Below are 12,791 nucleotides of genomic sequence, written 5' to 3' on the forward strand. Positions count from 1 at the left end.
GACCGGAGCCGCCGCGTCATCGACGTGGCGGCTCTTTTCATAGAGGAGACCCGTGCAGAGAACTTCCCTGACACATCCTCCATACCGGAACAAGCCCATGCCGAGCGACTCGCGAGCGGACGAGAGTTGAGCATCACGGTCTTGACAGTTATCTCAAAGCCTCTCATTTTGTACACAATCCAGCTTCACGCTGAATGACACGGCAAGTACACACAGAATATCGAAGGCACCTGAACCAAGGCTCCGATCCAACACGAGACTTGGGTAACCCTTTGTCCATGCCAACGGGGCACCGCCGAGGGATCCCCGGGAGGACAACATGACCCCGATTTCACCGACCCTATGGATCCGGGCCCCCCGCGCCTGCAGCGATGCGCGTGCCGCCGGCGGAGTGGTGATCCGCGACTCACGCATCGTCGAGGCCGTGCCGGCCGGTGGCACCCCTATGACGCCGGTCGAGGAGACCTTCGATGCCTCGGCGCATGTGCTGCTGCCGGGGCTGGTCAACACCCATCATCACTTCTACCAGACCCTGACCCGGGCCTACTCGCCGGCCCTGAACAAGGAACTCTTCCCCTGGCTGACGACCCTCTACGACGTCTGGGCCAACCTCTCCGAGCGCCAGCTGGCACTCGCCAGCGAGCTCGCCATGGTCGAGCTGCTGATGTCCGGCTGCACCACCGTGGCCGACCATCACTACGTCTTCTCCGGCGCCCTTGAGAGTGCCATCGATGTTCAGGTAGAGACTGCTCGCCGCCTCGGCGTGCGTGCCGCTCTCACGCGGGGCTCGATGAGCGTGGGCCGCGACGACGGCGGCCTGCCGCCCCAGTCGGTGGTGCAGGATGAGGCTACCATCCTCGACGAGAGCGCCCGCCTCATCGACGCTTATCACCAGCGCGGCGACGGCGCCATGACCACCATCGCCCTGGCGCCCTGCTCGCCCTTCTCGGTGAGTCGCGAGCTTATGCAGGAGAGCGCCCGCCTGGCCGAGGAGCAGGACGTGCGCCTGCATACGCACCTGGCGGAGACCGAGGACGAGACGGCCTACTGCCAACGGCTTTTCGGCATGCGACCGCTGGACTATCTGGAGGCCACCGGCTGGCTGGGCCCGCGCACTTGGCTGGCCCACGGCATCCACTTCAACGACCAGGAGGTCTCTCGCCTGGGGCAGGCCGGCACCGGAATCGCCCACTGCCCGTCGTCGAACATGGTGCTGGGCTCCGGCATGTGCCGCACCCTGGAGCTCGAGGCCGCCGGCTGCCCGGTGGGCCTGGCGGTGGACGGCTCAGCCTCCAACGATCACTCCAACCTGGCCGAGGAGATGCGCCAGGCCCTGCTGCTGGGCCGACTGCGCTACGCGCCGAGCCAAGTGACCCACGACGACGTGATCCGCTGGGCTACCCAAGGGTCGGCGGGTTGCCTGGGGCGCACCGACATCGGCGGGCTGGTGCCTGGTCAGCAGGCCGACCTGGCGCTGTTCCGGCTCGACGAGGCCCGTTTCTCGGGTGCCGAGAACCCGGTGGCGGCCCTGCTGCTGTGCGGGGCCCACCGCGCCGACCGGGTGATGGTGGCCGGGCGCTGGCGGATCGAAGACGGCCGCCCCCGGGACGTCGATCTCGATGCCTTGCTGGCCCGACATGACCAGGCCGCCCGCGAGCTGCGCGGATCGCTCTGATTCCCTTCCCATTTCCAACAATGCCAACAGGAGACACCCCATGACCACCGAGTCCAGCGACGCAACCACGGAGCATCGGGTGCGCAGCACTCAGGACGTCGATGCCATGCCGCCCCTGGGACGCGCCATTCCCCTGGGACTGCAGCACGTACTGGCGATGTTCGTTGGCAACGTCACCGTGCCCATCATCATCGCCGGTGCCGCGGACCTCTCCGCCGAGCAGACCACCTTCATGATCCAGGCCGCCATGTTCGTGGCCGGGGTGGCCACCCTGGTGCAGTCGCTGGGACTCGGCCCCATCGGGGCGCGCTTGCCCATCGTCATGGGCACCAGCTTCGGCTTCGTGCCGGTACTGATCCCCATCGCCGTAGGCATGGGGCTGCCTGCAGCCCTGGGCGCGGCCCTGTGCGGCGGGGTAGCCATGGCTCTGGTGGGGCTCTTCCTGCCCTGGTTCCGCTTCCTCTTTCCGCCAGTGGTCACCGGCACCTTCGTGATCATGCTCGGCACTCTACTGATGCCGGTGGGCCTGGCCTATGTCGGCGGCGGCTTCGGCGCCGAGGACTTCGGGGCCTCGCACCACCTCCTGCTGGCGGGACTGGTACTGCTTCTCACTCTGGGCCTGCACCAGTTCGGTCGCGGTATCTGGTCGGAGGCGGCACCGCTGATTGGCCTGCTGGCCGGCTACGCCGCAGCCACCGCCTTCGGCCTGGTGGACTTCTCCGCCATCGGTAGCGCCGCCTGGATCTCGCTGCCAACCCCCCTGGCCATCGGCCTGGAGTTCCACTGGGCCGCCGTGCTGCCGGTGGTACTGCTCGCTGTGGTAACCTGCGCCGAGTCGATCGGCGACATCGCCGGAACCACTGCCGGGGGGCTGGATCGCGCCCCCACCCCGAAGGAGCTCTCAGGAGGCGTGATGGCCGACGGCCTGGCAAGCGTCTTCGCCGCCATCTTCAACGCCTTTCCCCAGATCAGCTTCAGCCAGAACGTCGGCATGGTCGCGTTGACGGGCGTGGTCAGCCGCTTCGTGGTGGCCATCGGCGGTGGCTTCCTGGTCATCGCCGGCCTGCTGCCCAAGCTCGGCGCCATCGTCTCCAGCATCCCCAATGCCGTGCTCGGCGGTGCGGTGGTGATCATGTTCGGCATGATCGCCAGCGCCGGCATCAAGATGCTTTCCCATATCGACTTCAACAAGCGCAACATGGTGATCATCGGGGTCTCGCTGTCGGCAGCCATCGGCCTGCCGGCTCAGGAGGGGCTCTATGCCGACCTCTCCGACAATCTCCAGGCGATCATCGAATCGGGGCTGATTCCCGGCGCGCTGTGCGCCATCGTTCTTAACCTGATCCTGCCCCGCGAGGAGCGCGCCTTCCGCAGCGATGTCTGACGTCACCTGCCCCGGCGAAGAAGGCCCCCGAGGTGCTAGCCTGGGGGCTGTTCCATTTCATCGGAGACCCCAGCATGCAGGATGACAGCCCCCTGGTTCGGCGTCACGAGCTCGACGGCGTAACCACCCTGACGCTGAACCGGCCGAAGCACTTCAACGCGCTCTCCGAGGAGATGCTCGAGGCTCTGGGCAGCGAGCTCGACCGCGTGGCCGCCGACGAGGGCGTGCGCTGCGTGGTGATCGCTGCCGAAGGCCGCGCCTTCTGTGCCGGCCATGACCTCAAGCAGATGCGCGCCTCACCCGATGAGGCCTACTACCAACGGCTCTTCGCGCGCTGCGGAACCCTGATGCAGGCCATCGTCGCCCTGCCGGTGCCGGTGATCGCCCGGGTGCAGGGCATTGCCACCGCCGCCGGCTGCCAGCTGGTGGCCAGCTGCGACCTGGCCGTAGCCGCCCGTTCGGCACGTTTCGCCGTCTCGGGCATCAATGCCGGGCTGTTCTGCTCCACCCCGGCGGTGGCGCTGTCGCGCAATGTCGGCCGCAAGCGGGCCATGGAGATGCTTTTCACCGGCGAATTCATCGATGCCGACCAGGCATGCGACTGGGGGTTGGTCAACCGGGTCGCCGACGATGAGGCCCTCGACGAGGCGGTGGGCGCGCTGACCGCCAGCATCTGTGCCAAGAGCGCCGTCGCGGTGCGAACCGGCAAGGCGATGTTCCACCGCCAGCTCGCCATGCCACTTGACGAGGCCTATGCCTACGCCGGCGAGGTCATGGCACGGAACATGATGGCCGAGGATGCCTGCGAGGGGATCGACGCCTTCATCGAGAAGCGCTCGCCCGAGTGGCGGCATCGCTGAGGTCGCGGCGTCAGCGATGGATGGAAGCCATTTCCGCAACCGCGACAGTGCCCGGACGACACGGTATCCTGTGGCCTCAAGAGAACGCGGCAGGAGGACACTCCGGGTGAGCGAAGGCAAGCGCAGGACAGCGGGACGGCCCGCCGGATCAGGCAAGAACACCAGCGGCCACAGCCAGTCGCTGGTACGTGGGCTCAACCTGCTCGAGCGCCTGGCGGCCAGCCCCGGCGGCCTGGCTCTCTCCGAGGTCGCCGAGCAGGCGGATCTCGCTCCCTCGACCACCCACCGGCTGCTGCAGGCCCTGCAGAGCCAGGGGTTCGTCACCCAGGACAGCGAGCTCGGCGTGTGGAAGATCGACGTCAAGACCTTCCGTATCGGCAACAGCTTCCTCGAGGCCCGCGACTTCGTGGCCACCAGCCGCCCCTTCCTGCGCCGCCTCACCGCCCAGACCGGCGAGACGGCCAACCTCGGCGTGCGCGACAATGGAACGGCCGTCTTCCTGGCTCAGAGCGAGTCACCGCAGATGATGCGCATGATCACCCGACTCGGCTCCCGTGCACCGCTGCACGCCTCGGGCATCGGCAAGGCACTGATGGCCTGGCTGCCGAGTGACGAATTCGAGCGCATCCTCGACGAGCGGGGCCTGGCGCGCGTCACCGAGAACACCCTGCACACCCCCGAAGCGCTGCGTGAGGGGCTCGCCGAGATCCGCCGACAGGGGTTCGCCTGTGACCGCGAGGAGCATGCCATCGGCCTGCACTGCGTAGCCGCCTGCATCCACGACGAGCATGGCATCCCGCTGGCCGCTATCTCGGTTTCCGGCCCCAAGGCTCGCATCCCCGAGGAGCGACTGGCCGAGCTCGGTGCGCTTGTGCGCGACACTGCCGCCGAGATCACCGCGCGCCTGGGCGGGCGCGTTCCCACCACCCGCGAGTCGGTGGCCGAGGCATGACGCGCGCGTTCATCCTGCTAACGCTGCTACTCGTCACGCCGCTCGCCCTGGGGAGCGCTACCGAACGCTTCCATTTTCCCGCCGATGGCCTGGTCGTGGACGAGGCCAAGTCGCTGGTGTGGATGCGTTGCAGCCTGGGGCAGACCTTTCGCAAGGGGCGCTGTCACGGCGAAGCCGCACGCGTCGACCTGGCCGAGGCCGAAGCCTACGCCTCGACAGCTGCCAACGCCGAGTGCCCCTGGCGGCTGCCACGCTTCTTCGAGCTGCGCTCACTGATGCAAGCGTCGGGCGATGATACGGCCGTCGCCATCGACGCGAGCGCCTTTCCCGATACGCCGTCAGGTTGGTACTGGAATCAGGCCAGCGCGGGCGGCCACTCCCAGCAGGACTGCTTCGTCGACTTCACCGGCAACGGTCGCACACGCTGCAACATGGCCGGCGACTTCCATGTGCGCCTGGTGGTGGATCAGGACGCCGCGACTACCGACGACTGCCGCGCCCCGTGACTACCATGATCGCTCAGCCGATCCGCTCCAGCTGACGTTCGAGTTTACCCATGGCATTGAGCAGGTCACGGTATTCACCCGCATTCAGGGTTGCCACGAGCTCTGCCTCCCAGTCCTGGGCTTCCGGAATCAGGCGCGAAAGCAGCTCTGCTCCGTCGCGAGTCAGATGCAGCTCATGGACCCGCTGGTCCCGGGCGGAAGGGGTCCGGGTCACCAGGCCACGCTCGACCAGTGCCTGTACCGCCCGGGAGACTCGCGGCTTATCCATGTTGGTGTAAGCGCAGACCTTCTTGTCGGTCAGGTCATCGCAATGGCTGAGCCAGGCCAGCACGCGCCACTGCGCTGCGCCTATGGTCTCTATGCCGAGCAGTAACCCGCTCCAGCGAGCCCACCGACTTCGTCGATGGCCTGCTGACCCTGCCGTGACGCCGGACGAGCTGGGCGCCGGTGCCATCATCGTCTCAGGCACCATATCCAACCCCGACCCCGACGGCGGCCCCGGAAAGCCGGTGACCGACGGTGGCTTAGGCTACAGCTGCCAGGCCTAGATCCGTATGGTGGAGAAGATTCTGCACGGCAACAGCAAGACGCCGTTTATGCGCTTCGGCGACCGGGTGCGCATCGAGATGTTCGACCGAGAAGGCAAGAGCATCTTCGATGCCATCGACCAGCAGGTCGTCAAGTACCAGCCCAAGTAAGGGAGGCCAAATGACAACACTATACGGCTACTACCGCTCGTCCGCTGTTTACCGGGTGCGCATCGCCTTGAATTTAAAGGGTCTGGCCTATGACCAGGCCCCGGTCAATCTGGTCAAGGGAGAGCAGCGCTCCGAAGCCAACCTCGCCCGCAATCCCCAGGGCCTGGTGCCGGTGCTCGAGAGCGACGAGGGCACGCCGCTATCCCAGTCGATGGCGATTTGCGAATACCTCGACGAGCGCTACCCGGAACCGCCCCTGCTGCCGGCCGATGCCGAGGGGCGAGCGCGAGTACGTGCGCTGGCCCAGCTGGTGGCCTGCGAGATCCACCCTCTCAACAACCTGCGAGTGCTCAAGTACCTGGTGCGGGAGCTGGAAGTGGACGAGGACGCCAAGCTGGCCTGGTACCGGCACTGGATCATCGAGGGATTCGATGCCCTGGAGACCCTGCTGAAGCGAGAGCTGGGTACTGGCGACTTCTGCCATGGCGATACCCCGACGCTGGCCGATATCTGCCTGGTACCGCAGGTGTTCAACGCCGAGCGCTTCGAGTGCAACCTCTCGGCCTTCCCCACCCTGCGTCGCATTGTCGACAACTGCAATGCCCTGGAACCCTTCCAGAAGGCGGCACCCAGCGAGCAGCCTGACGCCGGGTAAGCAAGTCATCGCCGGCTGCACCATGATGAGCAGGCTAACAAAGCGGGCGAAGCCCTGAACTGGACCGGGGCCTCGCCCGCTTGTCGTCGCTTCCGGAAAGGTTCGTTCAGGAGATCGCCGTGCTGAAGTTGAAATCCCCTGCCACCGTGGCGGTGCTGGCGGCGCTTACCGCGCTGGGGCCTCTGGCCACCGACATGTACCTGCCGGCCATGCCAACCATGGCCGAGGCACTGAATACCGGCCCCGACCAGGTCCAGTTGACCCTGAGCCTCTATATGGCGGGCTTTGCCCTGGCCCAGCTGTTCTGCGAGCCAGTATCCGACCGCTTCGGGCGAAAGCCGGTAATGATCGCCGGCTTCAGCCTGTTCCTGGCCGCCAGCCTGCTGTGTGCCTTCGCCCCGGATGTCGAGTGGTTGCTCGCCGGCCGCTTCCTGCAGGCCTTCGGCGGTGCCGCCGGCCCGGTGCTCGGCTGCGCCGCGGTGCGCGATATCTACGACCCGATAAAGGCCGGCCGGGTGCCCTCCTACAGGCGATCGCCCTGGCGGGACTCATCTTGCTCTGAGCCTTCCTGGCCCTGATTCGCCGCGGAGGCGAGAACCCACGGCCGGCCATTGATGACACCATAGGAAGATCACCATGACCCAAGCCTGGAAGCAGTACCTGCCGCTCGACCTCTGGCACGCGGTGGGCCAGCGCCAGCGCCAGTTGGGCAAGAAAGGGACTTTCCTGTTACTCGGGCAGGTGCACCAGGGTGAGACTGATACCCTGGTCCTGAAATGCCGCGAGTCTCTGCTGCAGGGCCGTTTCGACCTCGCTTTTCTCGCTGAAGTGCAGCAGATTAAAGCCCGGGCCGAGGTGGTCGAGCAGGAAGTCGTCATCGCCCAGGCATCGATTGATCATCGGCCAGGGTCAACGGGATGTCGGCATAGGTTGTTGGCACCAATATCAACCAGTGGGGGCCGGACTACCTTGAGCTGATGAGAATAGTTTCATTTAAAATAGGAAGCTGATTCTGCCGTGAAGGTGGTAACGCGGCGGAGTACACTAGCGCCCGTCCCCCCGCCACCAGCCGAGGCCTGTGATGAGTTCCCACCTGCTCTCCATCGACTCCCTGTCCCGCGACGACATCGACCATCTGATGCGTGTCGCCACGCTGATGGAGCCCATCGCCCAGCGGCGTAAGATCACCCGGGTGCTGGAAGGGGCCGTGCTCGGCAACCTCTTCTTCGAGGCCAGCACCCGCACCCGAGTCAGCTTCCATGCCGCCTTCTGCCGGCTCGGCGGTAGCGTCTGCGACACCACCGGCTTCACTTTCTCCTCCATGGCCAAGGGCGAATCACTTTACGACACCAGCCGGGTCATGAGCGGCTACTGCGATGCCATCGTCATGCGCCATCCAGACCAGGGCTCGGTGGCAGAGTTCGCCGCAGCGACGAATGTACCGGTGATCAACGCCGGAGACGGCCCCGGTGAGCATCCCAGCCAGGCGCTGCTGGACTTCTACACCATCGACAAGGAGTTCGCCCTCCAGGGCAAGGCACTCAGGGACGCCCATGTGCTGATGACCGGCGACCTCAAGTACGGCCGCACCGTGCACTCCCTGATCAAGCTGCTGTCTCGCTACGCCCCGCTGCGCGTCACCCTGGTGGCGCCGCCCGGCCTCGAGATGCCGAGCCACCTCATCGAGCGGGTCAGCCGCCAGGGGCTCAGGGTGGAAGTCCGCGAGAACCTGGCCGGAGACTTCTCCGACGTCGACGTGGTCTATACCACCCGCATCCAGAAGGAGCGCTTCACCGCCGAGATGAGCGAGGGCTTCAACCTCTCCCGGGACTTCACCGTGGATCGCGCCTTCATGGACAGCCGCTGCAATCCTTCCACCATCGTCATGCACCCGCTGCCCCGCGACAGCCGCCCCGAGGCCAACGATCTGGATGTGGACCTCAATGGCGACCCGCGCCTGGCGATCTTCCGTCAGACCGATAACGGTATCCCGGTACGCATGGCGATCTTCGCCACCCTGCTCGGGGTCGAGGCACTTATCGACAAGGACCTGCGCGACGTGCCCTGGTTCGTCCCAGAGCGCCTGGGCGTTGATGACGCCACCTTCTGAACAGCCTACAAGTGACGACCGATCGCCTATGATGGTGGGGAACAACAACTCGCGTCGCCGCGCATGGCGACCAGACCTGGAGGCATAACGCCGATGAATCTGGAACGTGCTTATCTCTTGCTGTGTGGCTTCTACACCCTGTTGATCCTGATCGGCGCCATCGCCCTGCTGATGGGCGGAGGCTCGCTGCTCGCCATGATACAGCTGGGCGTGGGAGCGATGGTGGTAATCGGGCTGTGGGGGTATTTCCTGGGCAGAGGATTCATGAATCCGCGGATGTGGCGCCCCCTAGCGGGTCTGCTGGCGCTGGGCATCGTCGTTCAGCTGATCGCGGTGTTCACGGCGGACCTCTCCGGTGCGGCGATGACCTGGACCCTGACGACCGCCATCTTCTCGGTGCTGCCGATGATCTTCCTGTATCGCTACGGTGACCGTGACCAGCCTCTCTGGGCCTCGCCCGAGGAACTCGAGGGAGGCAAGGTGCTGGGGGAGTTGCTAGAGGACCAGCAGGAGTTGATGGTCGAGAAGCAGGCCCAGGACAGCCAGGCGACCGTCAGGGTCCGCAAGGACGGTGACGCCTACCTGGCCAGTGTCGAGCGCGAGCGGGAAGGAAACGTGGAGGCCTTCGAAGAGCGCTTCAACTGCCCGGCAACTCTGGCGTTCTTCATCGAGAAATTCACCTGCATCTCGGTGGGCGACTTCGCCAGCAAATACACCAACGACGGCACCCACCCGGCCTGATCTCTTAGACGGGACATCGGCGGCGTCAGCGCGACGGCAGGCCCTCGCACCGGGCGAACCAGCCCTCCAGGATCAGTACCGCGGCGATGCCGTCGACCCCCTGGTCGCGATAGTTGCCGCGGTGGCCGGTCTCCCGGGCGATCGACTTGGCCTCGCGGGTGGAGCCACGCTCGTCGACCATCTCGCAGGGGATGCCGTAGCGCCCATAGAGCCGCTTGCCGAACTTGCGCGCTCGGGTGCTCATGACCGATTCGCTGCCGTCCATGTTGAGCGGCAACCCCACCACGAAAAGATCCGGGCGCCACTCGTCCACTCGCCGCGCCACCTGTGCCCAGTCGGGAATGCCGTCCCGGGCCGACAGCGGCTCGAGCTCCCGGGCACTGGCGAGCAGCTCGTTACCCACCGCCACACCGATACGCCGGGTGCCGAAGTCGAAGGCCAGGATCAGCCGCGAACCGGCATTGGCCATCAGTCCGGCTCCGTCATCACGCTCCCCATCAGGAGTGGCCCGCCTCGCGGGTCATCAGGTTAAGGTCGATGCCCAGGATTCCCGCGGCGGCGCCGAGGCGTTGCTCGGACGGCACCGTGAAGAGGATATCGGCACGCCCCTCGACCGTGAGCCAGGTATTCTCCTTGAGCTCGGCCTCCAGCTGGCCGGAATCCCAGCCGGCGCAGCCCAGACAGATCAGGAATTGCTCGGGCCCCTTGCCATCCGCCAGCGCCTGAAGGATATCCATGGAAGTGGTCAGGGCGATGTCGTCGGCCACCTGGATGCTGGAATCCCAGGCATCGCTGGACCCGCGATGCAGGATAAAGCCGCGATCCTTGTGGCTCGGGCCGCCATAGTAGACCGGGGCATCGCGATGCGGGCTCTCGTCGCCGCCCAGCTCGAGCTGTTCGAAGAGGGCGTCCAGGGTCAGCTCCAGGGGCCGGTTGACGATCACGCCCATGGTGCCGTTCTCGTCATGGTCACAGAGATAGCTGAGGCTGCCGGCGAAATTGGGGTCTTCCAGGTGCGGCATCGCCAGCAGGAAGTGGTTTTTCAAGCCGAAGTGTTGCACGGATTGCATGAGACTCCCCGGCGAACCTATTGCACGCCGTAATGATTGCCTTGGCCGAACCGCCAGACCCGGGTGATGGACAGGCTGTCCAGATTGCCCATGCCCTGATCGAAGGGCCGATAGGGCGCAGCACCGTGCACCGTGTCCAGGGCCGCCTGGTCGAGTTCGGCGTGTCCCGAGGATTGTATCACCTCTGCCCGGCGAACCTGACCGTCGCGGCCGATCACCACCCGAATACGCAGCTGTCCCGCCAGTTGACGCGGCGCAGGATGCACCCTGTTACCGTAATTCTCGACCCGGCGGGTCCAGTCATCGATGTAGCGAGCCTCGGCGGCCTGCTGGGCGGCCTGGCGCCCCTCGCCCGGCTGCTCGCCGGCGAAATCCGAGGCAAGGCCCTGCTCGCGGATGCTCGAGGTGGCCTGGGCGAGCAGGTCGCGCCCCGAGGCAGAAGGGGCCGTGGCGGTCGGCGGGGCCGAGGTCTCGGCCGGCTGGGGGGCACTGTCGCGGGGCTCGACGGTCGCCTGAATCTCGCGGGGTCGCTCGGCAGCCGGAGGCTCGGGCGTCTCGCTCAAGGGCTCGGGGTCGGGACGAGAGGCACTCTCCGGTTCGGCCGGGGCGGCCGGGTCCACCTCGGGCTCGGCCGCCTGAAACTCGGGCAGCTCATCCATGGGCGCGGCCCGGGCCTCTGCCGGAGCCTGATCCTGGGTGGTGCCAGCGGCGCGCTGGTCGGCCTCGGCGATGGCATCAGCCTCCACGGAATCCGGCGACGGCCGGCTCACCAGCACCACGTCGATGCTGGAGTGCTCGACCGGCGCCGGCGCGAACTGGCGGCTCGCCACCACCCCGATGATCACCAGATGCAGCAGCAGCGCCAGCGACCAGGCCAGCCAGTGCCGATAAGACCGGGTGACCGGGGCATACTGAATGGGGTCGCTGATGGGGCTGGACATGGACCGCTGGCCTCCCGAATCAGCGCCGCTCACCGAGACGACGCTGGATGGCATCCATCAGCAGGCCGCCGATATCGGTACCGCGCTGGTCGTCGATCTCGCGCACACAGGTGGGGCTCGTGACGTTGATCTCGGTGATGAAGTCGCCGATCACGTCGAGGCCGACGAACATCAATCCCTTCTCGCGGATCATCGGCTGGACCTGCTCGATCAGCCAGTGGTCGCGGGCGGTGAGCTCGCGGCTGGTGCCCGTGCCGCCTGCGGCCAGGTTGCCGCGGGTCTCGCCCGCCATGGGCACGCGGGCCAGGCCGAAGGGGACCGGCTCACCGTCCACCAGCAGGATGCGGGTATCGCCCTTCGATATCTCGGGGATGTAGCGCTGAGCCATGATCTGGCGCCGGCCACGCTCGCTCAGCATCTCGATGATGGCGCCGAGGTTGCGACCCTCGGGGCGCACATGGAAGATGCCGTTGCCGCCCATGCCGTCCAGCGGCTTGAAGATAACGTCGCCGTGCTCGGCGTGGAAGGCGCGCAGCACGGCCTCGTTGCAGGAGACCAGGGTCGGCGTGCAGCACTGGGGAAACTGCTGAGCGAAGAGCTTCTCGTTGCACTCCACCAGCGCCTGAGTCGGGTTGACCACCAGCACGCCCTCGCGCTCGGCGAAGCCCAGCAGGTAGACGGCGTTGAGGAAGTAGCCGTCGACCGGCGGGTCCTTGCGCATCAGGATCACATCGAGCTCGGCCAGCGGCGCTACCTCGGGCTCTCCCAGGTCATACCAGTGGCCGGGGTCGCGATGCACCTCGAGCGCGCGCATCCGGCCGTAGGCGCGCCCTTCTCGCAGGAAGAGGTCCTCCTGCTCCAGGTAGTGGAGCGACCAGCCACGATCCCTGGCGGCCCACAGCATGGCCAGGCTGGTGTCCTTCTTGTAGGTGAGATCGGCGATGGGATCCATCACCACGCCGATCTTCAGCGCGCGTTCGCTCATGCGTCGGGTTTCCGATCCAGGAAGTGAATGCCGTCAGTATGCCGCAGGGCTGGTGGGCTCACCAAATCAGGTCTAAGCGGCCTCGCTAATCGCGGATGCTCCCTAGCGAGGGGCGCTGGGGACAGGCCGGAGTGGAGGTCCTACGCCAGGGATGGCGTCGGTAGCGCCCATGGAAGGGTTCACAGCGCCTCCTCGAAGGCCTGTCGCCAGTTCA

The 12,791-nt window shown here is 66.3% G+C and carries 15 protein-coding genes and 1 pseudogene; 10 read left to right on the forward strand and 6 right to left on the reverse strand.

The window, feature by feature from the left end; translation table 11 throughout:
• Positions 1–319 precede the first annotated feature (319 nt).
• The 5 genes from BMY30_RS07955 (at position 320) to BMY30_RS07975 (ending at position 5,377) form a co-directional block, all read left to right on the forward strand.
• Positions 320–1,675 (forward strand): 8-oxoguanine deaminase, encoded by a 1,356-nt coding sequence (locus BMY30_RS07955; RefSeq protein ID WP_089712349.1) that lies wholly within the window; start codon positions 320–322, stop codon positions 1,673–1,675.
• Between the two features lie 40 nt (positions 1,676–1,715).
• Positions 1,716–3,059 (forward strand): uracil-xanthine permease family protein, encoded by a 1,344-nt coding sequence (locus tag BMY30_RS07960; RefSeq protein ID WP_089712351.1) that lies wholly within the window; start codon positions 1,716–1,718, stop codon positions 3,057–3,059.
• A 74-nt stretch (positions 3,060–3,133) separates the two neighbouring features.
• A complete protein-coding gene (locus tag BMY30_RS07965) occupies positions 3,134–3,919 on the forward strand; it encodes an enoyl-CoA hydratase (protein WP_089712633.1) in 786 nt (261 codons plus the stop codon).
• Between the two features lie 106 nt (positions 3,920–4,025).
• On the forward strand, positions 4,026–4,871 hold the full coding sequence (gene bhcR, locus BMY30_RS07970; protein ID WP_089712354.1) for an HTH-type transcriptional regulator BhcR: 846 nt from the start codon (positions 4,026–4,028) through the stop codon (positions 4,869–4,871).
• On the forward strand, positions 4,868–5,377 hold the full coding sequence (locus BMY30_RS07975) for an Lcl C-terminal domain-containing protein (RefSeq protein WP_089712356.1): 510 nt from the start codon (positions 4,868–4,870) through the stop codon (positions 5,375–5,377). Before bhcR ends, BMY30_RS07975 begins: the two co-directional genes overlap by 4 nt.
• Positions 5,378–5,390: 13 nt before the next feature.
• On the opposite strand, the gene BMY30_RS07980 is transcribed toward BMY30_RS07975, so the two are convergent.
• The gene (locus BMY30_RS07980; protein ID WP_425283428.1) at positions 5,391–5,849 is read right to left on the reverse strand and encodes a MarR family winged helix-turn-helix transcriptional regulator; all 459 of its coding nucleotides are present in this window, start codon (positions 5,847–5,849) and stop codon (positions 5,391–5,393) included.
• Here BMY30_RS07980 and BMY30_RS07985 point away from each other — a divergent pair.
• From BMY30_RS07985 to BMY30_RS07995, 3 genes and pseudogenes are all read left to right on the forward strand, one after another.
• Positions 5,815–6,075 (forward strand): annotated as a pseudogene (locus BMY30_RS07985) (fumarylacetoacetate hydrolase family protein); the annotation flags it as partial. The gene BMY30_RS07980 and the pseudogene BMY30_RS07985 overlap by 35 nt on opposite strands.
• A 10-nt stretch (positions 6,076–6,085) precedes the next feature.
• Positions 6,086–6,730 carry a maleylacetoacetate isomerase gene (maiA, locus tag BMY30_RS07990; protein WP_089712358.1) on the forward strand — a complete coding sequence of 215 codons (645 nt, stop codon included), beginning with the start codon at positions 6,086–6,088 and terminating at the stop codon, positions 6,728–6,730.
• Positions 6,731–6,849: 119 nt separating this feature from the next.
• Complete coding sequence (locus BMY30_RS07995) at positions 6,850–7,308, forward strand: MFS transporter (RefSeq protein WP_244516157.1); 459 nt, start codon at positions 6,850–6,852, stop codon at positions 7,306–7,308.
• A gap of 151 nt (positions 7,309–7,459) precedes the next feature.
• Here the strand turns inward: BMY30_RS07995 and BMY30_RS17835 are convergent, their stop codons facing one another.
• A complete protein-coding gene (locus BMY30_RS17835; RefSeq protein WP_170840097.1) occupies positions 7,460–7,630 on the reverse strand; it encodes a hypothetical protein in 171 nt (56 codons plus the stop codon).
• A gap of 181 nt (positions 7,631–7,811) precedes the next feature.
• Here BMY30_RS17835 and pyrB point away from each other — a divergent pair, with 181 nt between their 5' ends.
• Both pyrB and BMY30_RS08005 read left to right on the forward strand, forming a co-directional pair.
• Complete coding sequence (pyrB, locus tag BMY30_RS08000; protein WP_089712360.1) at positions 7,812–8,840, forward strand: aspartate carbamoyltransferase; 1,029 nt, start codon at positions 7,812–7,814, stop codon at positions 8,838–8,840.
• Between the two features lie 93 nt (positions 8,841–8,933).
• Positions 8,934–9,581: a hypothetical protein gene (locus BMY30_RS08005; RefSeq protein WP_089712362.1), complete on the forward strand. Its 648-nt coding sequence runs from the start codon at positions 8,934–8,936 to the stop codon at positions 9,579–9,581.
• 25 nt (positions 9,582–9,606) lie between these two features.
• Here BMY30_RS08005 and ruvX read toward each other — a convergent pair whose 3' ends face one another.
• From ruvX to gshB, 4 genes are read right to left on the reverse strand one after another with little or no spacing between them, the layout of a single operon-like run.
• Positions 9,607–10,050 (reverse strand): Holliday junction resolvase RuvX, encoded by a 444-nt coding sequence (gene ruvX / locus BMY30_RS08010; protein ID WP_089712363.1) that lies wholly within the window; start codon positions 10,048–10,050, stop codon positions 9,607–9,609.
• 28 nt (positions 10,051–10,078) lie between these two features.
• Positions 10,079–10,651, reverse strand: a complete 573-nt coding sequence (locus BMY30_RS08015) for a YqgE/AlgH family protein (RefSeq protein ID WP_089712366.1) — start codon at positions 10,649–10,651, stop codon at positions 10,079–10,081.
• Between the two features lie 17 nt (positions 10,652–10,668).
• A complete protein-coding gene (locus BMY30_RS08020; protein ID WP_139195492.1) occupies positions 10,669–11,592 on the reverse strand; it encodes an energy transducer TonB in 924 nt (307 codons plus the stop codon).
• Positions 11,593–11,611: 19 nt separating this feature from the next.
• Positions 11,612–12,577 carry a glutathione synthase gene (gene gshB / locus BMY30_RS08025; protein WP_089712371.1) on the reverse strand — a complete coding sequence of 322 codons (966 nt, stop codon included), beginning with the start codon at positions 12,575–12,577 and terminating at the stop codon, positions 11,612–11,614.
• Positions 12,578–12,791: the final 214 nt, after the last annotated feature.

The sequence above is a fragment of the Halomonas daqiaonensis genome (assembly GCF_900109725.1).
GTDB classification, from domain to species: domain Bacteria; phylum Pseudomonadota; class Gammaproteobacteria; order Pseudomonadales; family Halomonadaceae; genus Halomonas; species Halomonas daqiaonensis.

Excerpts from the sequence above, each read along its gene's own strand:
- BMY30_RS07955 (WP_089712349.1), top strand. The coding sequence starts at position 320 with ATGACCCCGATTTCACCGACCCTATGGATCCGGGCCCCCCGCGCCTGC.
- BMY30_RS07960 (WP_089712351.1), top strand. The coding sequence starts at position 1,716 with ATGACCACCGAGTCCAGCGACGCAACCACGGAGCATCGGGTGCGCAGC.
- BMY30_RS07965 (WP_089712633.1), top strand. The coding sequence starts at position 3,134 with ATGCAGGATGACAGCCCCCTGGTTCGGCGTCACGAGCTCGACGGCGTA.
- BMY30_RS07975 (WP_089712356.1), top strand. The coding sequence starts at position 4,868 with ATGACGCGCGCGTTCATCCTGCTAACGCTGCTACTCGTCACGCCGCTC.
- BMY30_RS07980 (WP_425283428.1), bottom strand. The coding sequence starts at position 5,849 with ATGGTGCCTGAGACGATGATGGCACCGGCGCCCAGCTCGTCCGGCGTC.
- maiA (WP_089712358.1), top strand. The coding sequence starts at position 6,086 with ATGACAACACTATACGGCTACTACCGCTCGTCCGCTGTTTACCGGGTG.
- BMY30_RS17835 (WP_170840097.1), bottom strand. The coding sequence starts at position 7,630 with ATGATCAATCGATGCCTGGGCGATGACGACTTCCTGCTCGACCACCTC.
- pyrB (WP_089712360.1), top strand. The coding sequence starts at position 7,812 with ATGAGTTCCCACCTGCTCTCCATCGACTCCCTGTCCCGCGACGACATC.
- BMY30_RS08005 (WP_089712362.1), top strand. The coding sequence starts at position 8,934 with ATGAATCTGGAACGTGCTTATCTCTTGCTGTGTGGCTTCTACACCCTG.
- ruvX (WP_089712363.1), bottom strand. The coding sequence starts at position 10,050 with ATGGCCAATGCCGGTTCGCGGCTGATCCTGGCCTTCGACTTCGGCACC.
- BMY30_RS08015 (WP_089712366.1), bottom strand. The coding sequence starts at position 10,651 with ATGCAATCCGTGCAACACTTCGGCTTGAAAAACCACTTCCTGCTGGCG.
- BMY30_RS08020 (WP_139195492.1), bottom strand. The coding sequence starts at position 11,592 with ATGTCCAGCCCCATCAGCGACCCCATTCAGTATGCCCCGGTCACCCGG.
- gshB (WP_089712371.1), bottom strand. The coding sequence starts at position 12,577 with ATGAGCGAACGCGCGCTGAAGATCGGCGTGGTGATGGATCCCATCGCC.